Genomic DNA, 24,375 nt, shown 5'->3' on the forward strand with positions numbered 1-24,375 from the left:
CCTTACCGCTGCGGTGCATGTGGAGGCGCGGATTGAGTTGAGGTGAGCGCCGCGGTGTGTGGTGTGTTGCTTGCGCCGGTGCGTCAGGCGCAGAAGATGAAAAGTCTTCTGCCTTATGCGCTGCGCTACCGCCTCACCGACCGACCCTGCTAGCCTTTCCGCTTCTGTTGTCCACTGTCTGATCCTTCATGAAAAAAGCCGTTGTTCTATTGTCCGGGGGCATGGACTCCGCCGCCGTCATCGCGCTTGCGCAAGAGCAGGGCTTCGCGGTGCATGCGTTGAGCGTGCGCTATGGGCAGCGCCATACTTCCGAGCTGGACGCGGCAGCGCGCGTCGCCGCCGCGCAGGGCGTGGTGGCGCACAAGGTGGTGGACGTTGACCTGCGCAGCATCGGTGGCTCGGCGCTGACCGCTGACATCGACGTGCCGGAAGCTGGAGGTGTGGGAATCCCGGTCACCTACGTGCCGGCGCGCAACACCATCATGTTGTCGCTGGCGTTAGGTTGGGCCGAAGTGGTCGGCGCCAACGACCTGTTCTGCGGCGTCAATGCGGTCGACTATTCCGGGTACCCGGACTGCCGGCCAGAGTTCGTGCGTGCCTTCGAGGTACTGGCGAATCTGGCCACCAAGGCCGGCGTGGAAGGCGCGGGCCTGCGCGTGCATGCGCCGCTGCAGTTCCTCAGCAAGGCCGACATCGTGCGTGAGGGCGTGCGCCTGGGCGTGGACTTCGGCCTCACCGTCTCGTGCTACAACGCCGACGCCGACGGACGTGCCTGCGGCCATTGCGATGCCTGTCGTCTGCGAGCAACCGGCTTTGCCGACGCCGACGTGCCGGACCCGACGCATTACGCGATTTCGTCTTGACGCCGGTGTAGGGTAGAATGCGCACCCCGGCGCACAGTCGGGGCAGTGGGCCGTTAGCTCAGTCGGTAGAGCAGAAGACTTTTAATCTTTTGGTCGATGGTTCGAATCCATCACGGCCCACCATTCAATCCAGTCAGCAAAAAGGCGCCTTTGGCGCCTTTTGTTTGTCTGTACGAGCCGTTCTGGTTGGCACTCCGCGGCCCCGGTCGGTCGTTGCAGGGAGCGGGCCTGCGTTCCGAGGCGTATACGAGTGGCCAAGATGGCAGCTCGTGTCCGCCATGCATCCCCTGGGGCAACGGTCGTCGCGGCTGTCACGGCTGCCACCGTGATGCCGCGCGCGTAGCACGGCGGTCTGCGGTGAGCGCTGGATGCCGTCAGTCGGTGACGCCGGCCGAAGCTGCTGCCCCGGTCTTGCCCGGGGCCAGTGTCAGGTGGCGATGTGATCAGCCTTTGCAGATCCATTTGCCGGTGACGGCGTAGGTCCTGGCATTGATTGCACGTGCGTTGACCCGGCCCAGCCGCACGGCGGTGGTTTGCGGAAACGCATCGCGGCATTGCGCTGCGCCATCAGCCCATTGCTGATTAAATATCTCGGTCCGGCCGGGCCCGCCAGCGGTGAAGGAGGTCATCTGAGTCGTTTGATAGACGAAGTTCAAAGGCTTTGCGACGGCCAAATTGGTTCCCGCAAATAAAAGAAAAATCGCGGAAACAATAATGGTCTTTTGAATCGATTTTCGACGCAGGGGCTCGTGCATGTTCATAAGGGTCGCTTTGCTAGGAAATGGAGTTATGCGGCTGGTGGAACCTTGTCGTCGCGCAGGCTACGGCGCAGATAAGACGATCCCATGACGCTTGCCGCGTCTTTCGTATTACCGATGTGCGTTATTCAGCATGCTGCGGCGAATGGCTGATTGCCTATCTCAGCATGCTGAGATTGAACGCGTTCGATTCATTCTTCAGGCGTGTCGACAGCCTCGCCATAGATCTGCGCGCACTGCTCGGGTGACACAAAACTGACACTGTAGAAACTTTCCTGATCCTGGATCTGGCACAGCCATTGGGTCCAATGCCTGCGTAGCGTGAGGAAGGAATGCGCAGGAGCGATTGGTGCATTTCCTGTGCCGCTTGAATATCGATGCGGCGAATGTATTTCATTTTGATAGAGAATGAAGGCGGCCGTTAAAACCAGTAATGAAGGAATGACGCCTTGTCGGAATTTATTGAGTTTTTCGGGGATTTCTCTTGAGAGGGTCATATCGATCGGCCTCGCCCGTTACCGCGTTGGCGGGACGTTACGCAATTTGGTTGCTCGTCTGGAAAATCGCATTCGCTCTGGCGGCTGGTTGTTCCGATCGATTCCCAATATTCAAAAAAGCGCTGCATCGCGGTAAGTGATGCAAGCCGGTCAAATCCCTATCGAAGTGACCCGCGATTGCTCCCACGTCGCCAGTAGGTCGAGGTCAAAGCACTCGATTCGATGCCACTGGTGCGCCTGGCGTGCGCAATGGATCAGTCCGCCCGCCGGGCGTGGTTCATGATGAGGTTTTCACATCAGCCTGCTATCGTGCACGCCAATTCCGGGGCCAGATGACGTGATAGCCGAGCAGCAAGAAGACGCCGCGAAATCGCGCATCTACAAAGCGCTTTTGCAGGCCACTCCCGATCTCCTGTACGTGTTCGATACCCAGCACCGTTTCATCTATGCCAATGAAGCGCTGTTGGCGATGTGGGGCATGGAGTGGGAGCAGGCGTCCGGCAAGACCTGTCTGGAGATCGGCTACGAGCCGTGGCACGCGGCGATGCACGATGAGGAAATCGAGCGCGTCATTGCCACCGGCCAGCCATTGCGTGGCGAAGTGCCGTTCCCGCACATCAGCAAGGGCGTGCGGGTGTATGACTACATTTTTACGCCGGTGTTCGGGCCCGATGGCCGCGTTGAGGCCATCGCCGGTGCCACCCGTGACGTCACCGAACGCAAGCAGCATGAGCAGCATCTGCAGCTGCTGATCAATGAGCTCAATCACCGGGTGAAAAATTCCCTGGTGATGGTGCAGTCCCTGGCGCGGCAGTCGCTGAAGAACGCTGAGAGCCTGGACGATGCCAATGAAAAGATCGACGCGCGCCTCATGGCGCTCTCCAGTGCGCACAACACCTTGACCCGCGAGAATTGGGTGAGCGCCGATATCGCTGAACTCACACGCGATGCGGTGGAGCTGTGCGAGTCACACCAGGGGCAGCGGTTCGAGCTGCATGGCAGTTCCTGCCGGCTGGACCCGCGCCGCGCACTGGCGCTGGCAATGGCCTTGCATGAGTTGTGCACCAATGCCGTGAAGCATGGTGCACTGTCGTCCGCAGAAGGGCGCGTGCGGATTGCCTGGGAGTGCACCATGCGCGAGGGCGAGAATCGCCTGGAGTTGTTGTGGCAGGAAAGCGGTGGCCCGGAAGTGCAGCCGCCGCAACGCAAGGGCTTCGGCTCGCGATTGCTGGAGCGGGGTCTGAAGCACGATCTCAATGGTGATGTGTCCTGGGTCTTCGATACGGCGGGTGTGTCCTACCGCGTGTCGTTGGCGTTGCCCGCTGCGACCGCGGAGCTGGCAGCATGAGTGCGCGCGTACTGGTGGTAGAAGACGAGTCGCTGGTGGCCATGTTGCTCGAAGATTGCCTGGCCGAACTGGGCTATGAAGTGGCCGGGACCGTGGGCGATGTAAGCACCGCGCTTGAGGCGGTGAAACAGGGCAATCTGGATATGGCGGTGCTGGACGTCAATCTGGGCGGCACAATGTCCTTCCCGATTGCCGAAGAACTGGATGCGCGCGGCGTGCCGTATATCTTCGTGACCGGCTATGCCTCCAGCGGGATTCCGGAGAAGTTCCGTCACCGGCACGGGGTGCAGAAGCCCTTTCGTTTCCGCGACCTGCAGGACGCATTGGCGCTGTTGCAGAAGCCCTGATCGCGCCTTGCATTAGCACGCACTGCGCCCGAAACGCTGAAGCGACTACGTCGTCCATGCGATCACCCTGCACTGCAAAGCTCTCCGGAACGCCCGAAAAATCGCGGCGTTCCGGGGAGCCCTTGCGCGGGATCGATCAGCGCTGCTTGTCCAACAGTTGCTGGCGCACCGCCACGATGCAGCTGTCCTTGATGGCCAGATGCTCACCGGCACTATTGTCGCTGGCATTGCCGGTGCCCAGGTCCACCAGTGACACCTGGGTGCTGCCGCGCTGCTTGAAAGCGGCGATGGCAGTGGTTGCATTCTTCAGCGGCACGGTGGCGTCATTGGACGAGCCGCACAGCAGCGTCTTGGTCCGTGGGCTCCAGTCCAGCAGGTCGTTGCGGGCCAAATCCTTGCGGAAGGGATTGTTCGGGTTGCTGGCAAAGTCGCGGTAGAAATCGGCCTGGAAGTACTGTTTGACCTTGCCGATCTCCGGCAGATCGACAAACAGGTCCAGCAGGCTCTTGGTGCCGGGGAACTGGGATTCGACGGTGGCCGCCCACGGCGCGCGGAACACCTGCGATGGGGCGGTATAGATGTTTTGATACGCGTGCTGCATGCCGACGATGGCGTAGCTCGCCAGCACCAGGCCGAAGGTGCTTTCGCCGACCGCATTACGCCCGCTCCAGCTATCGACGAAGGTCTGTTCGAGCGCGTACGGGCCGGCAATCGGTGCGCTGGCGACCAGATTGAATTCCTTCGACAGATGCGCTTCGATCTCGCGTTGGCTGGCCATCGCCGCGTGCCCGCCGACGGAGTAACCCGACAACATCACCTTGCCCGACAACGGCGTGTTTAACCGGTCCAGTATGGTGCGTGCGGCGCGCAGCGCATCGATCATCGCGTTGGCTTCGGCCGCGCTGTGCAAATAAGGATGGAAGGGATAGCTGGACTTGCCGAGCCCGAGGTAATCGGTGCTGACGACCACATAGCCCTGACTGGCCAGGTGCGTTACCAGCGGGTCATTGCCCTTGGCATCGCGGATGTCCTTGGCCATCTCATCGCGCCGCAGCGTCTGCGTGCCGTCGCCCCAGCCGAGCAGCGGATAGGGCCCCTGACATTGCGGACCTCCCGGTACCAACATCGCGGCGGAGGCCGTGGTGGGCTCGCCGTTGACACCAACGGTGGCATAGGTGAATTCGGCCAGCCGCACATTGCATTTGGGCTGCTCAAGCGGCTGGTCGTCTTTGACCAGCACGGCGATCGCATCGCGCGTGTAACTGCTCAGGAAGTTGCTGTTCAATAGCGTGCCGCGTGCAGGCGCAGCCAACGCCATGCCGGGCAGCAGGGCGCCGGCAACGGCGATGGCAAGGATGTGGAGCGCTGTACGGTGTTGGCGTGGAAACATGGAAGTGGCCTTGTTCAATGGCCCAGGGGGTGGGCCGGAAGTAGGAGTTGGTCAGTGCGCTGATCAAGGGGATGCCGGGTGCGCGCGTCCGGCGCGCAAGCAGGCTGCAGCGGACTCAGGAGGGGGTATTCATCGATCAAAGCTCAGCGCGTTGAGAGCGCGCACTATGTGCCTGCATAGCGCTGAGAAGAGTCGGCATGGCGAAGCACATGGTCATCGTACGAAGCGGCATGACCTGCGCTGACGCTGGTTTAGCCGGCAGGCACGTAGCGACGCACGCACTGCGTTTCACCGCTGGCCGGTGACTGCTGCAATGTGACAGGCGCTATCGTTTTGCCGCAGTGGGTGCGCCTGAGGACTCATGCGTTGGCTGCGCGTTGTCTGTCTGTGGTGCAGACCAGCTGGAGCGTCTGTTGTTTTCAAGAGCGAGTCGCGGCGGCCGGTGAAGTGGGCGCCGCGAGATGAGACTCCCAGGGCCTCAACGGTGGCGTCCGCAGCGATGTTGCACAATGACGCATCCTCACTGCGCGCGTGATCCTGCTCTGCCGGGTAGGACGTGCATCTGCCCTCATGCAATCGCTACGCCTTCGCGTTTCCCGGTCTGTACAGCGTGCACGGGTCCCGCTCGATCTGCTGCTGGGCTGGCTGCGCCGGCAGTTTCGCGCCAACGATCTGTGGTTCATCAGCCTGGCTGCGGTGGTGGGATTGATTGCCGCAGTACTGACCGTGCTACAGGCCGGTCTGGCCCACACGTTGCAAACGTGGCTGTACGGGTTGGCGCCAGGCGAGCGGCTCAGTACGGCGGACGGCATCGGCGTGCAGCAATTGTTGGCGTTGCCGCTGGGCGGCCTGCTGGTGGGTCTGGTCGCATTGCTGGCGCGCCGCCGTCAACGGCCATTGGTGGACGCGGTGGAAGCCAATGCGCTGCACGGCGGGCGCATGTCGATGCGCGACAACCTGATCGTTGCGGTGCAGACCTTGCTCTCGAACGGGTTCGGTGCCTCGGTGGGCCTGGAAGCGACCTACACGCAAATGGGCTCCGGTGCGGGCTCGCAGCTGGGACGGGTCCTGCGCGTGCGTCGTACAGACATGCGCACGCTGGTTGGTGCCGGCTCGGCGGGCGCGATCGCAGCAGCGTTTGGTGCTCCGCTGGCCGGCGCGTTCTACGCATTCGAGATCGTGATCGGTGCCTATACGCCATCGGCGCTGGCGCCGGTGGCGGCAGCCGCGCTGGCCGGCGCGTTCATGGCTAACGCCTTGGGTGCCACGCCATACGCATTGCCGGCGGCGGTGGCCTACCAACTGCAGCCGCGCGACTACGCGATCTATATCGCCTTGGGCCTGGCCTGTGCGGTGATCGGCATTGCGGTGATGCGGCTGGTTGCCGGCATCGAGCGTGGCGTCGGGCGGATCAATCTGCCGCTCTGGGGCCGGCCAGTGATCGGTGGCCTGTTGCTGATTCCCCTGGCCGCGTATTCGCCGCAGGTGCTGTCCTCCGGCCACGGCGCCTTGCATCTGGATCTGACCAGCACCACCACGCTGCAGTTTCTGCTGACCTTGCTGGTATTGAAGTGCCTGGCCTCGGGCATCTCGCTGGGATTCGGGTTCCGCGGCGGCCTGTTTTTTGCGTCGCTGTTCATGGGCTCGTTGGTGGGCGCCTTGTTTGCGGTGGGCACCAATCTGCTGATGGGTGCGGCAATGGTGGACACCACGAGCGCCTCGCTGGTGGGCATGGCGGCGCTTGCGGCGGCGATTGTGGGCGCGCCAATGACCATGGCGATGCTGATCCTGGAGGGCACACACGATTTCGTGCTTGCCAGCGCCGTGATGGCGGCGGTGCTGGTGGCCAACACGGTGGTGCGGCAGGTGTTCGGTTATTCGTTCTCTACCTGGCGCCTGCACCTGCGTGGCGAAAACATCCGTAGCGCGCGCGACGTGGGCTGGGTGCGCCACCTGTCGGCTGGCAAGATGATGCGCAAGGATGCCAACCACACCCGCGACGACACCAGCGTCAGCGAATTCCGTCGGCGCTTTCCACTTGGCTCCACGCAGCGGGTGGTGCTGGAAGACGCCCTGGGGCGATACGCCGGCGTGGTGCCACTGGCCATCCTGTATGGCGATCGCGTGCGCGAGGATGCGCCGGTGAGCGACTACGCACAGCACCGCGACGCCGCGTTGCTGGCAGACACCGATATCGTGGCGGTGATGAAGGTCTTCGATGCCACCCAGGCCGATGAGCTGGCGGTGATCGATCAGCAGCGCACCGTGCTGGGCGTGTTATCCGAGGGCTTCGTGCGCAAGCGGTATGCCGAAGAGCTGGAAAAACGCGAGCGCGAGCTGATGGGCGAGCGGGGGACCGGCGAGGAGTGAGCGTGGGTTGGCCGCGTGGGCGTGGGCCGCGCGGAGTCTGGAACGCGACACGCGAACGCTTCGAGCAGCGTTCAGTGAGCGGGCCCCTGCTTGCCAACGCGCAAGCTTGCCGCCGCTGCGGTTCGCAAGCTATCGCCCAGGCGCTGCAAGGTGGTCGAGCGCACCGCGGCATGCTGCCAGTACAGCGGCACATCCAGCCAGCGCGTCGGGTCGATGATGAGCAGCGTCTTGCGCTCTACTGCCGGCAACACCATCGCCTCCGGCGCCAGGCACCAGCCCAGCCCGCGCGCCGCGGCGTCCACGAAGCCGGTGGATGTGGGCAGGTAGTGGATCGGCGGGGACAGCTGCATGCGCGTAATGCGTCGCGCGAAGCGTGCCTGCAGCGCGTCCTTGCGGTTGAACACCATCATCGGTGCGCGGCTCAACCCGGCGGCGTCCAGGCCGCTGCTGAAGTAGCGGGCCACAACATCCGGCGACGCGATGGCGTGGTAGCGCATGGTGCCCAGCGGCTGCACATTGCAGCCTTGCAGTGGCCGGCGTTCGGCAGTGACCGCACCCAGTACCGTGCCGGCGCGCAGCAGCTCCAGGGTGTGGTCCTGGTCATCGACATGCACGTCGAACAACAAGCCGTGCGCCTTGTGCAACTCGGCCAATGCGGCCAGCACCCAGGTCTGCAAGGAGTCGTCGTTGACGGCGATGGACAGCGTGCGCGGCGTGCCGCCAGCACCCGCGTCAGGCAGGAAATCGGCCATTGCCTCGGCTTGCAGCACCTGCATCGGCCGCAGCCTGCGGAGCAAGCGCTCGCCGGCCGGGGTCGCGCGGCAGGGCGCTGTGCGCAACACCAGAACCTGGCCCAGCCGGTCTTCCAGTGCCTTGATCCGCTGCGAAATCGCGGACGAGGTCACCGACAGCCTGCGTGCAGCCAACTCAAAGCTGCCTTCATCAAGCACGGCAGCGAACGCGGCCAGTTGTGGATGCAACAACTCCATGCGAGTTCGCCGGATTAGATTTCCTTTGGAGCATACAGAATATTTAGGTTTCCTAATCCTAGGGGCGGCGGCAGTCTTGCCGCACGCAACCAACAGACACCGCGCCATGGTCTTCAACGCAGCACTTTCCGGCTTCATTGCCAGCGCCGGGCTCATCATCGCCATCGGGGCGCAAAACGCATTCGTCCTGCGCCAGGGGCTGCAGCGGCGGCATGTCGGCCTGGTCGTGGCCATCTGCGCCTTTGGCGACATCACCTTGATCCTGGCCGGCGTCGCCGGCATTGGCGCGGTGGTGCAGCACTGGCCGCAGATCCTGCAGCTGTTCCGTTATGCGGGTGCGGCGTTCCTGGCAGTGTACGGGGCGATGGCCGCCCAACGCGCCTGGCGCGGGCAGGGCGCACTGGCACCTGCCGAACGCGACGATCAGCGCTGGCAGCAGGCGGCGCTGACCTGCCTGGCTTTCACCTTCCTCAACCCGCACGTGTATCTGGACACCATGGTGCTGCTGGGCAGCCTCTCCGCACGCCATGCCGGCGTCCTGCGCTGGGCATTCGCACTGGGTGCCTGCCTTGCCAGCATCACCTGGTTCTGCGCGCTGGGCTATGGCGCGCGGCTGCTGCAACCGGTGTTCCGTAACCCACGCGCCTGGCGGGTGCTGGATGCTTGCATCGCCGTATTCATGCTGGTGTTGTGCGTGGCGCTCCTGCTGCCGCAGCATACGACCTTGGGTTAACTGCGGCGAACGCAAGCAAGTGCGCGGTCGTCCGTTGGTGCGGATAGTTTGAAGCAGCCTGAGTGGGCAAGCTGGCCGTGCGGGATTCTGCTCACCGGCCGCACGCAACTGCGGATGCGCACGTCGCTTGTTCGTCGCTCCATGCCCTTTGCCAGGACACTTCACATGCCCCACTTCCACGTCAGCACCGACAACTCCCTGCTCGATATCGGCTTGATCCATCGCACGCTGTCACAAGACACCGATTGGGCCAAGGACATTCCCCTCGCCCTTGTGCAGCGCGCGATCGATCATTCGTTGTGCTTCGGCGGGTTTGTCGATGGCCAGCAAGTCGCGTTCGCCAGGGTGATTTCCGACTATGCGACCTTTGCGTACCTGGGCGATGTGTTCGTGCTGCCGGAGCACCGCGGCCGCGGCTACAGCAAGGCGCTGATGGATGCGGTCATGGCGCATCCCGATCTGCAGGGGCTACGCCGCTTCAGCCTGGCCACCAGTGATGCGCATGGCCTGTACGCACGCTACGGGTTTACGCCGCCGTTGTTTCCGCAGTCGTTGATGGAGCGGTATGTTCCTGGGTTGTATTCGGTCTAGATTCCGGGGGCAATTTTCAGCTTTGCTGCTGCCTAGTTAGCCAGCAGTGCGCCGGGGTGATCATGCGAAGTGCGCGCTACTCGCGTGGTGCAGCCGTGGCGCACAACGCAGCCGTCGCAGGCGGTACGTGCGAGAGAGGACACAGCATGCAACGTGCGCGCAGCCATCATCTCTGCACGGCATGCATCCAGTCTTCTGCACATGCCAGTGCGTCGGCTTGGGTTGCGCTACAACCACCGGCCAGATGACGATCATGCGCGGGGTCGATCGCCTCCCATTCCCAATGTGGTGCAGACGGCCACACCGCGAGCATGCACATGCGCGCATCGGCCAGCCGGACATCGCGTTGCCAGATTTGCAGCGCGTCCACCCATCCGCGGTGCCAATGCAGATGCGCGCAGTCGGCGTCGGCAAGCACGCTTGGATCGCGCATGGACGACGCAGAACGGGCAGTGTTGGGACTGGTGCGCGCGGAACGCATCGGGAAGGGGGGAGCGGGAGCAGTGACGATCATCACGGGGATCCTTGGTCGAGCAGATGCGCCATGCGGGATGTGTCACTCCCACCCACACATCTGCGTTACCGGCAACGCCGGCGGCGGATGTCGTGGGTACCTGATGGCTAAGATGTCGCCTGTCTGGCGGTGGCCGGGCTACCATCCGGCCTGCTCTCTTTCGACCGCGGCAGCGTACCCAGCTGACGCCATCTGCGCAAGCACTCCCGGTATGCGTTTGATGCTTGTTTCTGGCGGATTTCTGTGTGCAAAAGGGTGTGTTGCCGGCGATGTCTGCCTGGCCGTAAAGGCCCATGAAACGCGCTTGACACACGCGAAGAGAGCGCCGGTTGGCGCTTTCTTCGTGTGCTGCACCTGAGCTGGCGAGGCACAGCCGGCGAGCTGATCCCGGCACTGTCGATCAGGCGCTACGTACTTTGTTCAACAGCTGCGCCACCGGCTCGGCTGTGCGGGTATTGGCGCTGCGTGTCTGCCGCGCATCGATCTTGAAGATGGCTACCGCGTCAGTGAGTTGCTCGGCTTGCTCTTCCATCGAACGCGCCGCGGCAGTGGCTTCTTCCACCAACGCGGCATTTTGCTGCGTGGTCTCGTCCATGTGGGTGATGGTCTGATTGACCTGCTCGATGCCGGCCGACTGCTCCTGCGAGGCCGCGGAGATCTCCCCCATGATGTCAGTGACACGTTGCACGCTGGCCACAACATCGCCCATGGTCTTGCCGGCGGTGTGCACCAATGCGGAGCCTTCGGCGACGCGCTGCACCGAGTCGTCGATGAGATCCTTGATCTCCTTGGCTGCACCGGAGGAGCGCTGCGCGAGCGTGCGCACTTCCGACGCGACCACGGCGAAACCGCGGCCTTGCTCGCCGGCACGTGCTGCTTCCACCGCAGCGTTCAAGGCCAGGATGTTGGTCTGGAAGGCAATGCCGTCGATGACGGAGATGATGTCGGCGATCTTCTTCGACGAGGCTTCGATGCCGGTCATGGTCTCGACCACCTTGCCAACCACCTCGCCGCCTTGCGAGGCGACCCGCGCCGCGCCGATCGCCAATTGGTTGGCCTGGCGTGCACTCTCGGCGTTCTGCTTGACCGTGGAGGTGAGCTCTTCCATCGAAGCGGCGGTCTCCTCCAGATTGGCGGCCTGCTGCTCGGTGCGTTGCGAAAGGTCCTGATTGCCGGCAGCAATTTCGCTGGCGGCCGCGTTGATCGACACTGCGGACTGCTGGATGTTGCCGACGATCTGCGCCAACTGGCTGGCGGTGGCATTGGCATCGTCACGCATCTGCGCAAAGACGCCCCGGAACTCGCCACTCATGCGCGCGGTCAGATCACCGGCCGCGATCGACTGCAGCAGCGAGGACAACGACTGCAGGTTGCCGTCGGCGGTGGACATGAGGTGATTGAGGCTTTCCACCATCACCCGGAAATCGAACTGAAAGCGCTCGGCGTCGCCACGTGCACTGAAGTCGCCGTTCGCCGCCGCCTGTGCCAGATGCTTGATCTCGTGATTCATTGCCGAAAGGTTGAGCTTCACCTGCGACATCGTGTCACTGAACACCGCCTTCTCACCGGGCAGCGGCTGCATGTCTTCGCTGAGCTCGCCCACCGCGTAGCGGCCCATGATGCGTGCCAGATCGGTCTGCACCGCGACGTGCGAGGCCACCAGCAGATTGGTGTCGTTGGCCATGCGGCCGTAGTCGCCGGGGAAGGCAGATGCATCGATGCGGAAGCTGATCTGGCCATTGTCGTGGCGCTTGGCCATGTCGGTCTGTGCGGCAATCAGGTTGCGCAGCTGCAGCTGCATCTTGTCCATGGCCTGCAGCAGCCGCCCGGTTTCATCGGTGGCCGTGGTGTGGACGTCGTTGTGCAGGTTACCGGCGGCGATGGATTCGGCGGTGCGGGTCGCCTGGCTGAGCGGGGCTGTGAGGCTGCGCGTGATCAACCATGCGAGTAATGCACTGATCAGCAGTGCGGCGATGCCGCCAGTGGCCAACGTGACCTTGCCGCGATGCATGGAGGCAACCGCCGCGGCGTAGGCTTCCTTGCTGAGGCGGCGTTCCAGGGCCGCATTTGCGCGGATAGCGGCCTGCTGTGCGTCCATCGCCACTGCGGCTTCGCCCTGCAGCAATGCCTGCGCCTGATCGTTCTGATCGCGCAGGCCGTATTCAAGGATTTGATTGTTGAACTTCACCGACACATCGCGCTTCTGCTGCACCAATGTGAGCGCGTCTTTTTCCAGCGCGCTGCTGGGCATGGCTGCCAACGCGTCATGCGCGTTCTTGTACCGCTTGCGGTTGGCTTCGATCATTTCCATCGAATGGCGGTTGGCCGCCTCACCTGACACCATCACGATGTCGCGCAGGCCGATCGCCACATTGGTATTGGCGTCGAGCATCTCAGTGGAGAGCTGGATGCGCTCCATGTTGTTGTTGACGATGGTGTCGAGCTCGAAGCGTGCGTTGGCCATCGTCACCAGGCCGGTGGCAACCAACAGGCCGGAGAGCAGGATCAAGATGCCGAAAGCCATACCGAGCCGGCGGCCGACGTTGAGGCGTTGCAGATAGTTGTTCATCACAGCATCCAGGGTGGTGCAGCTGAGGGGCCTGCGGGGATGCCATGCATCGGCGCGGGCGTCTTGACCAGCTAGCGGCCCGGAATGGGATGCCTAAAGGTACAAAACCGTAAATGGTTACGACAGATTCAGTGCCTTAGAAGGGATCTCCTGACGGCTGTCATTAGGGACCTGACAGGCGCGGTGACCAGCACTGGTTTAGAGCAGCTATCAAAACTACTGCGCAGCCGCCAGGCGGGCGCGGCCGGTGCTCGGAATCCTCATGTACCCCCGTACACTCCGGTTCCTCCGCGCCGTCCGCACCCACCTGACGGCTGCTCGCTACGTTTTGTTAGCCGCTCTTAGAGGCTTTTTCAGAGACGATTTGACGTATGCGCCTGGTCGAAGTAACCGCATTTGGCGGCGCTGCGCGACGGTTCGATTCCGCCCACCGCTAACGACTCCACAGCGATGTCGATCCAAGCGGGGCTGGCCATTCGGCGATCACCACCATGTCAGCTGCCAATGGCAGCGTCTGCTTGCTGGTCTGGTGTCCCACTGCAGAAAAGCGCGCCTTGCAGGCAGGCAACGTGCCGTTGCCAGTCGCACCGGGCACGGTGAGTCAGTGTGTCCGACAGGCGCTACACAGAAGCCCAAGAACGCAGTGGAGGCGCCTGCCTCAGTGGCTGCGTGTCACGCGATCGTGGCAAGGCGCTGCTTCCACACACGCAGCAATGTAAACAACGCCGCACCGAACAACGCTGCGCCGCATACAGGCGCGGCCTGGGAGGGCGCATACGTTGGCCGTGATCAGGCTTCCAGTGCGGCGAGCACGTCTGCGTGCAACTGCTCGGCGCCTGCCTCGGTGTTGAAGCGCGCCACGACCTCTTCGCCTGAGATCAGGCCGATGCGGACCGTGTGGCAATACGAACCAAAGTTCTCCCCGGCATTGAACGGATCGCTGATGACGGAGATATGGTTGAGGCGAACCCGGGTGGTGCCGAACGTGATGAACATCTGTGGTCTCCTATGTGAGTGGCGAGTGTCCCACTTTGTGCGGCATGGCAGAAGCACGGGGCTTGCCAAGCCTTGGCTGGCGCCGCTGTGCGGATGAGAGAGGCACACCTTGGCACAGGGCTGCGGGCGTCGTACCGGCGGCAGCGACCACGTACACTGCCCGGCCCTGACGTAGAGCATGACCGATGTCCGATCCGATCCGTCTCGACAAGCACGTGGCTGCCGTGTTCGGCTGTTCGCGCGGCGAGGCGCAGCAATACATCGAAGGGGGATGGGTCAGTGTGGACGGTGTGGTGGTGGAAGAGCCGCAGGCGCCGATCACCGGCCAGCAGGTGAGCCTGGCGGCCGACGCGGTGCTTGGGCAGGCCGAGCCCGCCACCTTGCTGCTGAACAAGCCGGCTGGCATGAGCTGCGAGGCCGCCGTGGCGCTGGCCACGCCGCAAAGCCGCAGCAGCCTGGATCAGACCGAGATCCGCGTGCTGAAGCGCCACTTCCTGCGCCTGAGCGCGCCGATGCCGCTGGACGACGAGGCCAGCGGGCTGCTGGTGCTCAGCCAGGACGGCCGGATCCTGCGCAGGCTCACTGCCGATGCGGCCACAATCGAGCAGGAGTATCTGGTGGAAGTGCGCGGCGAACTGCGCCCGTACGGCATGGCGCGGCTGGCAAGCGGCCTGGTGTATCAGCAACGGAGCCTGCCGGCCTGCAAGGTGAGCTGGCAGAACGAAGAGCGTCTGCGCTTTGCCATCAAGCACGTGCAGCCGGGGCAACTGCGCTACATGTGCAACGAGGTGGGGCTGGAGGTGGTCACCATCCGTCGCCTGCGTGTTGGCCGGATTTCGTTGGGCAAACTCGCGCTAGGCGAATGGCGTTACCTGCCCAACGGCGAGCGCTTCTGACGTTGTGGCGTGCGTCGCCCGATAACTCGTGCGGCGATAAAAAAGCGGTCGGAATTCCGAGCGTTGCCTGATGTGCTGCGCTGAGTGCATCACGATGCGCTTGCCTCTGCTTCTGCCTCTGCAGATGGGCGAGGGCTGATCGTGATGTGAGCCGCTGCAGTAATCGGTTGGCTGATCGAGACGCGAGAGTAAGCAAGCTTTCGTCGCGCTAGGCGATGTTCGTCATTGCACATGCCGCGAACAGACTGCCGATCCGCGAGGTACTTCGAACTCCTGAACGCTGGAGTAGAGACGCGCCTTTCAGCGCGCCGACGTGCTCCGCCGCAGTTGCCGCGTGTGAATCACTTCTTGTTGCGCTTCTTCTTGGCGCGGGTCACCAGCCATACCACCACGGCGATGATGCCAACCACCAGGATGACGAAGGCCGGTGACAGAAATGAGTTATCGCCCATGTGGATCTCCTGAAATTCAACAGCCAAGCGCTGTACTGGGTTTAGCCTAGCGAGCGCCTTGGGTGATAGCGTGAAATGGACACGCAATCGCTGATGCATGCATGCGGTCGCAGCGCTGCTGGCCTTTCTCCTAGTGCGTTCGACTGCGCGTTTGGCGTTGCCGCAACGTACGCGTCGAGCGCCAGGCGGGCTTGGTCTAAAGGTTGATGGCGAAGTTCAGTGCATGCGCTTCAAGCGCGCCTTTGGCTTGGTCGCAGGCTCGAACCATGTGCATGCAGCCGGCCGGTTGGCAGGCGCTGATGGACAGAACGGCGTGAGGACGATCAAGGGCTGCGGATGCAGTGCAGCCAGGGGACGCCGCTCCCGGGGTGTACACCCAGGGTGGATACAGCAAGCGTACTCAGCGATGCATTCAAAATGCGCTGCTCGTAGCCGTGGTCACTGAGGACTGGAATGTTGAACGCGGCGTCAGGCGTACAGCACGGCTACAGAATCAGCTGCTGCGGCGAATTTGATCAGTCAACTTGAGAAAGCATCAATAGCAAGCGCGATGCGCATGCCTTGGTCTGGTGTGACCACAGGCCAGGGGAGTTGCTGATCTGCTGATCAGGGAGGGTATGAAACCTAGACCGCAGTGCTCATTCGGTCTTGCGCTGGATCGTAGGCGTGCTGACTACTTGCGCCATGCAGCTAGCGACTTGTGCCGTGCAACTATGCACCTGTCACTACCATCTAGCAGCTAGCAGCGAGCACAACCATTTCAGGGCAGCGTCAAGCAAACAGGCCAGCCGGATAGGCATATTCCGCCTAAGACAGTGACCATCATGATCCGGCGAGGGCGTGCTCCGCGCCCCGCGAGTTGAGCGGCCAACAGGCCTCGCGTCCGGCAGCTGCAGTATCAAGTGAGATGTGTGTCACGAAAATCAGGGGCGAACTGACGGGCTGTCAGGGCGTTCCTGACAGCGGTCTCAGCCACAAAGCGCCTGCTGCGCCTGGGCTTACGCCATCGGGGTGGACGGCACGCGGTGCTTGGCCATGACGCTGCGGATCGCATTCAACAACTGCTCGGGCGTGTACGGCTTTTCGAGGAAGGCCACGCCGTCGGGCAGGATCTCTTCCACATATTCCACGGCCAAACCGGAGGTCAGCAGGATCGGCAGGTTGTATGGGGCATGCGCTGCTTTCAGCGCGAGGTCCACGCCTGTGAGGCCGCCCGGGAAATGGATGTCGGAAAACAGCACGTCGACGCGCGGGTCGCTTTCAATCAACGCCAACGCTTCTTCCACCGAACCGGCACTGCGGCAGGTGAAGCCATAGCTCTCCAGCACAAGGCAACTGAGTTGACGTGTTCCATCGCCATCTTCGACGACGAAGACAACCGGTCGTTCCTTGTTCTGTGACATGAGCACATCTCGTGAGGCAAGCCACATTTTCCGCAAAGCAGGGGTGAACCCCTTGTCAATGCAGGCCGAGCTGTAGTGTTACCAACCGAATGGGCCGGGCCCGTAACCGCCAGGTGCGTAGCGCGGGCCGAAAATGGGGCCTTCGCCGCGGCCAACGCTGATGCTGACGCCGATCTGATGCGCCTTGCCGTCATCGTCGTCATAGGTCTTGCACGAATTCAGATTGACGGCCTGCCAGTTGCTGTTGCCGCCACGGTTCGAATAGCCCATGCCGGTCTCGACCGCACCGTGCAACTTGCCCTGACACTGTTCGGCCCGCTCGGCGGCGATGGAGGCAGCGGAAGGACGCGCCAACGCCGGCTGTGGGCCCGTCTTGTCGCCATAAAAGGTGCCCGGCGGATCGGTGCTGTATTCCGGATCGGAACGGTACTGCACCGGCTCCTTGGGAATGCTCAAGTCCAGCGAACGGGGCGTCACCGCATCGGTGCCGCTGTCGCCGGTCTGGGCGAGCGCACTGCCGGTGGCGAGCAGGGTGGCCAAAAGAAGCAGGCTGCGTTTCATCGGTTGGACTCTACAGGAGGGACTGGCGGCGCGCGCCAGATCGCTTCGCTGAAACTAGCAACGGCAGATTGAATGCGCGCTGTCGCTTTCGCGGATTGTTGTGCCGGCCGCGACACCGGGCCGACACACACCTGGCGCATCAGCCCTGTTCGCGCACGATCTCGATCAGTTGCGCACCGTAACGGGCCAGTTTGCCGCCGCCGATGCCGCCCACACGCGAGAGGGCGTCGATGCTGGTGGGCCGTTGTTCGGCGATATTGCGCAGTGTGCTGTCGTGGAAGATCACGAAGGCCGGCACGTTCTGCTCCTTGGCCAGCTCCGCGCGCAGGCCGCGCAAGGCGTTGAACAGCCCCAGGTCCTGCGGCTGCACCGGCAGCCCGGTACGTTGCGCGCCGCGGTCGCGCTCTCGCCCGGCAGCCGGGTTTTCGCGCCGCATCATCACCTGGCGCTCGCCTTTGAGCACCTGGCGGCTGGCATCGGTGAGGCGCAGGCCGCCATGGCCTTCGCTGTCGACTTCCAACAGGCTGGCGGCTACCAACTGACGGAACACCCCGCGCCAGCTGCGCTCGTCCATGTCGCGGCCGATGCCGTAGGTGCTCAGCTGGTCATGGCCGAGCTGCTTGATGCGCTCGTTCTCGCTGCCGCGCAGGATGTCGATCAGATGGCCCACGCCGAAGCGCTGCCCGCTGCGATACACACAGCTCAGCGCCTTCTGCGAGGCCACGGTGGCGTCCCAGGCGGCGGCCGGGGTCAGGCAGTTGTCGCAGTTGCCGCAGGGCTTGGGATAGGTTTCGCCGAAGCCGGCCAGCAGCACCTGGCGGCGGCACTGCATGGACTCGCAGTAACCGAGCAGGTGATCGAGCTTGGCGCGTTCCAGGCGCTTGCGCTCTTCGGCAGCCTCGCCCTGTTCGATCATCTGCTTGAGCAGCACCACATCGCCCAGGCCATAGCAGAGCCATGCCTCGGCGGGCTCGCCATCGCGGCCGGCACGCCCGGTTTCCTGGTAATAGCCTTCCATCGATTTGGGCAGGTCCACGTGCGCCACGAACCGCACGTCTGGCTTGTCGATGCCCATGCCGAAGGCGATCGTGGCGGCCATGATGATGCCGTCCTCGCGCAGGAAGCGGCGCTGGTTCTCCGCGCGCACTTCCGCCGGCAGGCCGGCGTGGTAGGGCAGGGCATTGAAGCCTTGCGCACACAGCTGTTGCGCGGTTTCTTCCACCTTGCGCCGCGACATCGCATAGACGATGCCGGCCGAGCCGCGGTGGCGGCCCAGGAACTCCTGCAGCTGCTTGCGCGCGTTGTCCTTCTGCACCACGGTGTAGCGGATATTGGGGCGGTCGAACGAGCTGACGAAGTGGCGTGCCTCCACCAGGTCCAGACGCTCGGCGATCTCGCGTTGGGTGGGCGGGTCGGCGGTCGCCGTCAATGCCATCCGCGGGATGTTTGGCCAACGCTCGTGCAGCACGGTGAGCTGGCGGTACTCCGGGCGGAAGTCGTGGCCCCACTGCGACACGCAGTGTGCTTCGTCGATGGCGAACAAGGCGATGCGGCTGCGTTCCAGCAGCGACAGGAAGCGCGGGGTGAGCAGCCGTTCCGGCGCCACGTACAGCAGGTCCAGATCGCCCGAGAGCAGGGCGCGTTCCACCCGCTGGGTGTTTTCCGCATCCAGGGTGGAGTTGAGGAATTCGGCGCGCACCCCGAGCTGGCGCAGGGCTTCCACCTGGTCCTGCATCAGGGCGATCAGCGGCGACACCACGATGCCGATGCCGTCGCGCAACAGCGCCGGGACCTGGTAGCACAGCGACTTGCCGCCGCCGGTGGGCATCAGGACCAGCGCGTCGTTGCCGGCGGCGACGTGTTCGACAATGGCTTGCTGGGGGCCGCGGAAGTCGTCGTAACCGAAGACGCGGCTGAGCAGTTCGTGTGCGGGGGAAGACATCCGCCTAGGATACCGCGCGGGTCAAGCCCGGGCCGGTGTCATGTGGGCGGTGTTGCGCAGTGGTGTGTCGGGGATCGCCGCGACGTGGTGGATGCGGTAGACGAATACGTTCGCGGATGCAGCTGAGCGCTTACGCGTGGCGCTGGAGATGCCAGGCAGCGGTGCGTAGACAAGGGCTTCGCTCCGTACCCTCACCCCAACCCCTCTCCCGGCGGGAGAGGGGCTTAGTGTCTAGCACTGCTTACCGGTGGTAGGCGATTGAGCAGGGGGCCAAGGTTGTGCCTTTGGCGAAACCTTGGACAAACCCGTGGAGACTACGCCTGAAGGGTTTACTGCAGCAGCGAGCGCAGCATCCAGGCGTACTTTTCGTGGGTCTGCAGACGCTGGGTCAGCAGGTCCACGGTCGGGTCGTCGCCGGCGTCGTCGGCGGTGCCCAGCACCTTGCGGGCGGTGCGGCAGACCGCTTCGTTGCCGCTGACCAGCTGGCGGACCATCTCGCGCCAGTCGGCGCTATCGCTCAGGCCCGGCTCTTCCGGGATCGAGGTCAGCGCCACGAATTCGCGGTACGAACCCGGTGCGTTGTAGCCCAGGGCGCGGATGCGCTCGGCCACTTCGTCCAGCGCGCCCCACTGCTCGGTGTACTGGGTTTCGAACATGGTGTGCAGCGAGTTGAACATCGACCCGGTGACGTTCCAATGGAAGTTGTGGGTCTTCAGGTACAGCGTGAACGCGTCGGCCATGTAGCGGGCCAGGCCGTCGGAGATCTGCTTGCGATCGGCATCCTTGATCCCGATATCGATGTGTGGCGCCGAGGGAGCGGCGACCGGCAACGCGTCAGTGGGAGCCGCGGGTTTGTTTGCTGCGTTCTTCTTCTTGGACATGGATGGTCCTCCTTAGGAACTGATATGGCGTCACAATAGACAGGCTAAAGGATCACTTGTCATTCAATCTTTCACATTTTTCCATCGATGAGCGCTATCGACACTGACCTCGCCACCACGTTGCGCGAGCGCCGCGGCGCCGTAGATGCTGCCATGAGCCGCGATCGTGGCCGTTTGCTGGGCCTATGGTCGCGCTGGCAAGGCAAGCCCGGCAACCCGCAGCTGCGCCAGGCCTTCGAACAGGCGCTGGCCGCCTCGCAGGCGCAACGGCAGGCGCGTGCCGCGCAGCAGCCGGCGATCACGCTGGATACGCAACTGCCGATCGCGCGCGAAGCCGATCGCATCATCGCGCTCATCCGTGACCATCCGGTGGTGGTGATTGCCGGTGAGACCGGTTCGGGCAAGACCACCCAATTGCCCAAGCTGTGCCTGGCAGCCGGGCGGGGTGCGGCCGGCATGGTCGGCTGCACGCAGCCGCGGCGTATCGCTGCGCGCGCGGTGGCCGCGCGCGTGGCTGAAGAACTCAACACCCCGTTGGGCACCACGGTGGGGTTCCAGGTGCGCTTCACCGATCGCGTGGGTGAGGACTCGCGCATCAAGTTCATGACCGACGGCATTTTGCTGGCGGAGATCGCCAGCGACCGGTGGTTGTCCGCCTACGACACCATCATCGTGGACGAAGCGCATGAGCGCAGCCTCAACATCGACTTCCTGCTGGGCTATCTCAAGCAGCTGCTGCGCGAGCGCCCCGACCTCAAGCTGATCGTCACCTCCGCCACCATCGACACCGAGCGGTTCTCGCGGCATTTCGATGATGCGCCGGTGATCAACGTGGAAGGCCGCACCTTCCCGGTGGAGGTGCGCTACCGCCCGCTCGAAGGCGAGTCTGGCGACGGCGACACCGGCGATGGAGGGCGCGATGGCGAACGCACCGTCAACGACGCCATCGTGGCGGCGATCGACGAAATCACCCGCATCGACCCGCGTGGCGATGTGCTGATGTTTCTGCCGGGCGAGCGCGAGATTCGCGATGCGCATCAGTCGCTGGAGCGGCGCAAATACCGCGAGACCGAAGTGGTGCCGCTGTACGCGCGGCTGTCGGCGGCCGACCAGGACCGCGTGTTCAACCCGGGCCCGCGCCGGCGCCTGGTGCTGGCCACCAACGTGGCCGAAACCTCGCTGACGGTGCCGCGCATCCGCTACGTGGTGGATCCGGGCTATGCGCGCGTCAAGCGCTACAGCCCGCGGCAGAAGCTGGACCGGCTGCATATCGAGCCGATTTCGCAGGCCAGCGCCAACCAGCGCATGGGCCGCTGCGGGCGTATCGCCGAGGGCATCTGTTACCGGCTGTACGCGGAGGCGGATTTCGCCGCGCGCCCGGCCTTCACCGACCCGGAGATCCGGCGCGCGTCGTTGTCGGGCGTGATCCTGCGCATGCTGCAGTTGGGGCTGGGGCGCATCGAGGAGTTTCCGTTTCTGGAAGCGCCGGACGAACGCGCCGTGGCCGATGGCTGGCAGCAGCTGCTGGAGCTCGGTGCGATCGATGCCGAGCGGCGGCTGACGGCGATAGGCCGGCAGATGGCGCGCCTGCCGGTGGACGTCAAACTGGCGCGCATGCTGGTGGCCGCGCAACAGCACGGTTGCCTGCGCGAAATGATCATCATCGCCGCCTTCTTGGGTATCCAGGATCCGCGCGAGCGCCCGCCGGAAGCGCGCGAAGCCGCCGATAACGCGCATGCGCTGTTTGCCGATGCGCGCTCGGAGTTCGTCGGCATCCTGCGCCTGTGGGACGCCTACCGGCAGGTGCACGAAGACCTCACCCAGTCCAAGTTGCGCGATTGGTGCGGCCGGCATTTTCTCGGCTTCCTGCGCATGCGCGAGTGGCGCGAGCTGCATCGCCAGTTGCGCTTGCTGTGCGAAGAACTGGGCTGGAGCGAAGAACCGGCCGGCGCGATGCTGGCGCCGCTGCTGGCAGGTGCCAGCGCGCCGGTGCGCGAGGATGGGCAGGCGCACCGCGCCACCCGTGGGCAGCTGCACCGCGCCGCGCGGCTGGCGCGCGAAGGCAAGCCGGATCCGGCGGCGCCGCCCGCACAGGGGAAGGCGGCGGCTGCAAAGAGCCCACCTGCCGATGCCACCGACGCGGCGGTGCGCACTACCGAGCGCGAACGTGCTGCCGCCTACCAGGCATTACATCGCGCACTGCTGGCGGGCCTGCCGACGCAGATTGGCCACCGCACTGAAAAAGGCGATTACCTGGCCGCGCGGCAGCGCCGTTTCGTGCCGTTTCCGGGCTCCGCGTTGGCACGCAAGCCGCCACCGTGGATTCTTGCGGCGACCTTGCTCGACACCCAGAAAGTCTGGGGCATGACCAATGCCGCGATCGAGCCGGACTGGGCGATCGCCGAGCTGGGACATCTGCTGGCACGCAAGCACTTCGACCCGCATTGGTCGCGTGCGCAGGGGCAGGTGGTGGCGTCCGAACAGATCAGCCTGTTCGGCCTGGTGCTGGCACCGAAGAAGCCGGTCCATTTCGGCAAGATCGACCCGGCCGGCGCGCATGACCTGTTCGTGCGCCAGGGCCTGGTCACGGGCGAGATCAATACGCGTGCGGCGTTCATCGCCGACAACCTCAAGGTGCTGGAACAGGCGCGCGAAGAAGAAGCCAAGCTGCGCCGCGCCGGCATCGTGGCCGACGAGGACTGGCAGGCGCGCTGGTACCTGGACCGCATCCCGGCCGAACTGCATTCGGCCAGCGGGCTGGATGCGTGGTGGAAAACCCTGCCGCCGGACAAGCGCCGCAGCCTGCACTGGACATTGAACGACCTGTTGCCGGGCGAAGGCAGCGAGGCCGATCGTTTTCCGAAGTATTTCCCGCTGGGCGATGCGCGGTTGCCGCTGCATTACCGCTTCGAGCCGGGCGCCATCGATGACGGGGTGACGCTGGAGGTGCCGCTGCACCTGCTCAACGCGCTGGATCCGGCGCGGCTGTCGTGGCTGGCACCGGGCTTCGTTGCCGACAAGGCATCGGCCTTGATCCGCAGCCTGCCCAAGGCGCAGCGGCGCAACTACGTGCCGGCCCCGGATTTCGGGCGCGCGTTCTACGAGGCCTACAGCATCGCCTCGGCCGACGACATCCGCGGCGAGCTGGCGCGCTTTCTGACCAAGACCACCGGCACCCAGGTGGCGGCGCTGGATTTTGACGAAGAGTCGCTGGACACGCATCTGCTGATGAACCTGCGCCTGCGCGATGACGACGGCAAGGTGCTGGCCGAGTCGCGCGATCTGGATGGATTGCGCGCCCACTTTGGCGAGCGTGCCGGCCAGGCCTTCGCCGCGCGTGCAGGGCGTGCGCTGGCTGCCGAGGGCTTGCGCGATTTTCCGTCCACGCCGATTCCCGAACAGGTTGCCGGCGAAGCCGGCGTGCCGGCCTATCCGGCGCTGGTGGATCAGGGCGACGACGCGGCGTTGCGCATCTTTGCCGACCGCAACGAGGCGGCGCAGGCGCATCCGCGCGGCGTGCGCCGGCTGCTGGAAATCGCGCTGGCCGACAAGATCAAGCAGGCGCGCAAGCAGTTGCCGGTGTCGCCCAAGACCGGCCTGCTGTACGCGGCGATCGAATCGCAGGAGCGCCTGCGCGGCGATCTGGTCGATGCCGCGCTCAACGCGGTGCTGGCTGATGGTCTGGGCGCGATCCGCGACCCCGGCGCCTTTGCGCAGCGCCGCGACGAGGCGATCAAGCGCCTGTTCGGCGAGGCGATGGAGCGGCTGAAGCTGGCTGAAAGCATTCTTGCTGCGGTAGCCGAGCTCAAGCCCCTGCTGGAAGCGCCGTTGATGGGCTGGGCGCGCGGCAACCTGGACGATATGGAGCAGCAGCTGCGCGCGCTGGTGCACGCCGGCTTCCTGCGCGAGACACCCGCCGAGGCGCTGGCCAATTACCCGCGCTATCTCAAGGCGATGATCCTGCGAACCGAGCGCGCCAAACGCGATCCGGCCCGCGACCAGGCGCGCATGCTCGAACTCAAGCTGTTCGTGGACGCATTGGACCAGGCGGCTGCGCGCGGTCTGCAGCAACGTGATGAATGGCAGTCGCTGCGCTGGGACCTGGAGGAGTTGCGCGTATCGGTGTTTGCGCAGGAGCTGGGTGCCAAATCAGGCGTGTCGGCGAAGAAGCTGTCGCAGCGGGTGGCCGCGTTGCGCAACTGACTGGTGCCGGAGGCGCTGGTGACGACGGCTTGCCGCCATCGCCAGCGCTGGGTCGGCGCAGGTCTTGCCACC

Annotated in this window: 19 protein-coding genes, 1 tRNA gene and 1 other RNA gene; 10 read left to right on the plus strand and 11 right to left on the minus strand. The window is 64.2% G+C overall.

Annotation, left to right across the window (positions count from 1 at the left end; all coding sequences use genetic code 11):
- The first annotated feature begins 188 nt into the window (after positions 1-188).
- Both queC and QRM60_RS11170 read left to right on the plus strand, forming a co-directional pair.
- Complete coding sequence (gene queC / locus QRM60_RS11165; protein ID WP_285446224.1) at positions 189-863, plus strand: 7-cyano-7-deazaguanine synthase QueC; 675 nt, start codon at positions 189-191, stop codon at positions 861-863.
- 47 nt (positions 864-910) lie between these two features.
- Positions 911-986 (plus strand) — tRNA-Lys (locus QRM60_RS11170).
- A 320-nt stretch (positions 987-1,306) separates the two neighbouring features.
- Here the strand turns inward: QRM60_RS11170 and QRM60_RS11175 are convergent.
- Both QRM60_RS11175 and QRM60_RS11180 read right to left on the minus strand, forming a co-directional pair.
- Positions 1,307-1,618, minus strand: coding sequence for a hypothetical protein (locus tag QRM60_RS11175; protein WP_153064810.1), 312 nt, complete (start codon positions 1,616-1,618; stop codon positions 1,307-1,309).
- A gap of 194 nt (positions 1,619-1,812) precedes the next feature.
- Positions 1,813-2,118, minus strand: coding sequence for a hypothetical protein (locus tag QRM60_RS11180; protein ID WP_285446225.1), 306 nt, complete (start codon positions 2,116-2,118; stop codon positions 1,813-1,815).
- A gap of 340 nt (positions 2,119-2,458) precedes the next feature.
- On the opposite strand from QRM60_RS11180, the gene QRM60_RS11185 reads away from it, so the two are divergent.
- Both QRM60_RS11185 and QRM60_RS11190 read left to right on the plus strand, forming a co-directional pair.
- Positions 2,459-3,466 (plus strand): HWE histidine kinase domain-containing protein, encoded by a 1,008-nt coding sequence (locus QRM60_RS11185; RefSeq protein ID WP_029628883.1) that lies wholly within the window; start codon positions 2,459-2,461, stop codon positions 3,464-3,466.
- On the plus strand, positions 3,463-3,813 hold the full coding sequence (locus QRM60_RS11190) for a response regulator (protein ID WP_014508607.1): 351 nt from the start codon (positions 3,463-3,465) through the stop codon (positions 3,811-3,813). The genes QRM60_RS11185 and QRM60_RS11190 overlap by 4 nt, the downstream gene beginning before the upstream one ends.
- A gap of 136 nt (positions 3,814-3,949) precedes the next feature.
- Here the strand turns inward: QRM60_RS11190 and QRM60_RS11195 are convergent, their stop codons facing one another.
- On the minus strand, positions 3,950-5,203 hold the full coding sequence (locus QRM60_RS11195) for a lipase family protein (protein ID WP_161960919.1): 1,254 nt from the start codon (positions 5,201-5,203) through the stop codon (positions 3,950-3,952).
- A gap of 570 nt (positions 5,204-5,773) precedes the next feature.
- On the opposite strand from QRM60_RS11195, the gene QRM60_RS11200 reads away from it, so the two are divergent.
- Complete coding sequence (locus QRM60_RS11200; RefSeq protein WP_115530917.1) at positions 5,774-7,573, plus strand: chloride channel protein; 1,800 nt, start codon at positions 5,774-5,776, stop codon at positions 7,571-7,573.
- Between the two features lie 71 nt (positions 7,574-7,644).
- Here the strand turns inward: QRM60_RS11200 and QRM60_RS11205 are convergent, their stop codons facing one another.
- Positions 7,645-8,562 (minus strand): LysR family transcriptional regulator ArgP, encoded by a 918-nt coding sequence (locus tag QRM60_RS11205; RefSeq protein WP_115530916.1) that lies wholly within the window; start codon positions 8,560-8,562, stop codon positions 7,645-7,647.
- A gap of 106 nt (positions 8,563-8,668) precedes the next feature.
- Between QRM60_RS11205 and QRM60_RS11210 the strand changes: the two genes are divergently transcribed.
- Positions 8,669-9,295 (plus strand): LysE/ArgO family amino acid transporter, encoded by a 627-nt coding sequence (locus QRM60_RS11210; protein WP_115530915.1) that lies wholly within the window; start codon positions 8,669-8,671, stop codon positions 9,293-9,295.
- A 165-nt stretch (positions 9,296-9,460) separates the two neighbouring features.
- Positions 9,461-9,886 carry a GNAT family N-acetyltransferase gene (locus tag QRM60_RS11215; protein WP_115556553.1) on the plus strand — a complete coding sequence of 142 codons (426 nt, stop codon included), beginning with the start codon at positions 9,461-9,463 and terminating at the stop codon, positions 9,884-9,886.
- 166 nt (positions 9,887-10,052) lie between these two features.
- On the opposite strand, the gene QRM60_RS11220 is transcribed toward QRM60_RS11215, so the two are convergent.
- Both QRM60_RS11220 and QRM60_RS11225 read right to left on the minus strand, forming a co-directional pair.
- Positions 10,053-10,400 carry a hypothetical protein gene (locus QRM60_RS11220; protein ID WP_115530913.1) on the minus strand — a complete coding sequence of 116 codons (348 nt, stop codon included), beginning with the start codon at positions 10,398-10,400 and terminating at the stop codon, positions 10,053-10,055.
- 400 nt (positions 10,401-10,800) lie between these two features.
- Positions 10,801-12,969 (minus strand): methyl-accepting chemotaxis protein, encoded by a 2,169-nt coding sequence (locus QRM60_RS11225; protein ID WP_115556552.1) that lies wholly within the window; start codon positions 12,967-12,969, stop codon positions 10,801-10,803.
- Between the two features lie 262 nt (positions 12,970-13,231).
- On the opposite strand from QRM60_RS11225, the gene QRM60_RS11230 reads away from it, so the two are divergent.
- Positions 13,232-13,306: non-coding RNA, sX9 sRNA (locus tag QRM60_RS11230), on the plus strand.
- 452 nt (positions 13,307-13,758) lie between these two features.
- On the opposite strand, the gene QRM60_RS11235 is transcribed toward QRM60_RS11230, so the two are convergent.
- Entirely contained in the window at positions 13,759-13,965 is a 207-nt protein-coding gene (locus tag QRM60_RS11235) for a hypothetical protein (RefSeq protein ID WP_042594779.1), read from the minus strand.
- 185 nt (positions 13,966-14,150) lie between these two features.
- Here QRM60_RS11235 and QRM60_RS11240 point away from each other — a divergent pair, with 185 nt between their 5' ends.
- On the plus strand, positions 14,151-14,861 hold the full coding sequence (locus tag QRM60_RS11240) for an rRNA pseudouridine synthase (RefSeq protein ID WP_115556551.1): 711 nt from the start codon (positions 14,151-14,153) through the stop codon (positions 14,859-14,861).
- A gap of 1,450 nt (positions 14,862-16,311) precedes the next feature.
- Here the strand turns inward: QRM60_RS11240 and QRM60_RS11245 are convergent.
- The 4 genes from QRM60_RS11245 to QRM60_RS11260 form a co-directional block, all read right to left on the minus strand.
- Entirely contained in the window at positions 16,312-16,716 is a 405-nt protein-coding gene (locus tag QRM60_RS11245) for a response regulator (RefSeq protein ID WP_011038072.1), read from the minus strand.
- Positions 16,717-16,794: 78 nt separating this feature from the next.
- Positions 16,795-17,277: a hypothetical protein gene (locus QRM60_RS11250; RefSeq protein WP_285446226.1), complete on the minus strand. Its 483-nt coding sequence runs from the start codon at positions 17,275-17,277 to the stop codon at positions 16,795-16,797.
- A 139-nt stretch (positions 17,278-17,416) separates the two neighbouring features.
- Positions 17,417-19,219: a DNA helicase RecQ gene (recQ, locus tag QRM60_RS11255; RefSeq protein WP_228944072.1), complete on the minus strand. Its 1,803-nt coding sequence runs from the start codon at positions 19,217-19,219 to the stop codon at positions 17,417-17,419.
- 329 nt (positions 19,220-19,548) lie between these two features.
- Positions 19,549-20,100 (minus strand): Dps family protein, encoded by a 552-nt coding sequence (locus tag QRM60_RS11260; protein WP_011038069.1) that lies wholly within the window; start codon positions 20,098-20,100, stop codon positions 19,549-19,551.
- A gap of 87 nt (positions 20,101-20,187) precedes the next feature.
- Here QRM60_RS11260 and hrpA point away from each other — a divergent pair, with 87 nt between their 5' ends.
- The gene (gene hrpA, locus QRM60_RS11265) at positions 20,188-24,303 is read left to right on the plus strand and encodes an ATP-dependent RNA helicase HrpA (protein ID WP_285446227.1); all 4,116 of its coding nucleotides are present in this window, start codon (positions 20,188-20,190) and stop codon (positions 24,301-24,303) included.
- Positions 24,304-24,375 lie beyond the last annotated feature (72 nt).

It is taken from the genome of Xanthomonas sp. fls2-241-TYG-148 (assembly GCF_030208815.1).
Lineage (GTDB): Bacteria > Pseudomonadota > Gammaproteobacteria > Xanthomonadales > Xanthomonadaceae > Xanthomonas > Xanthomonas campestris.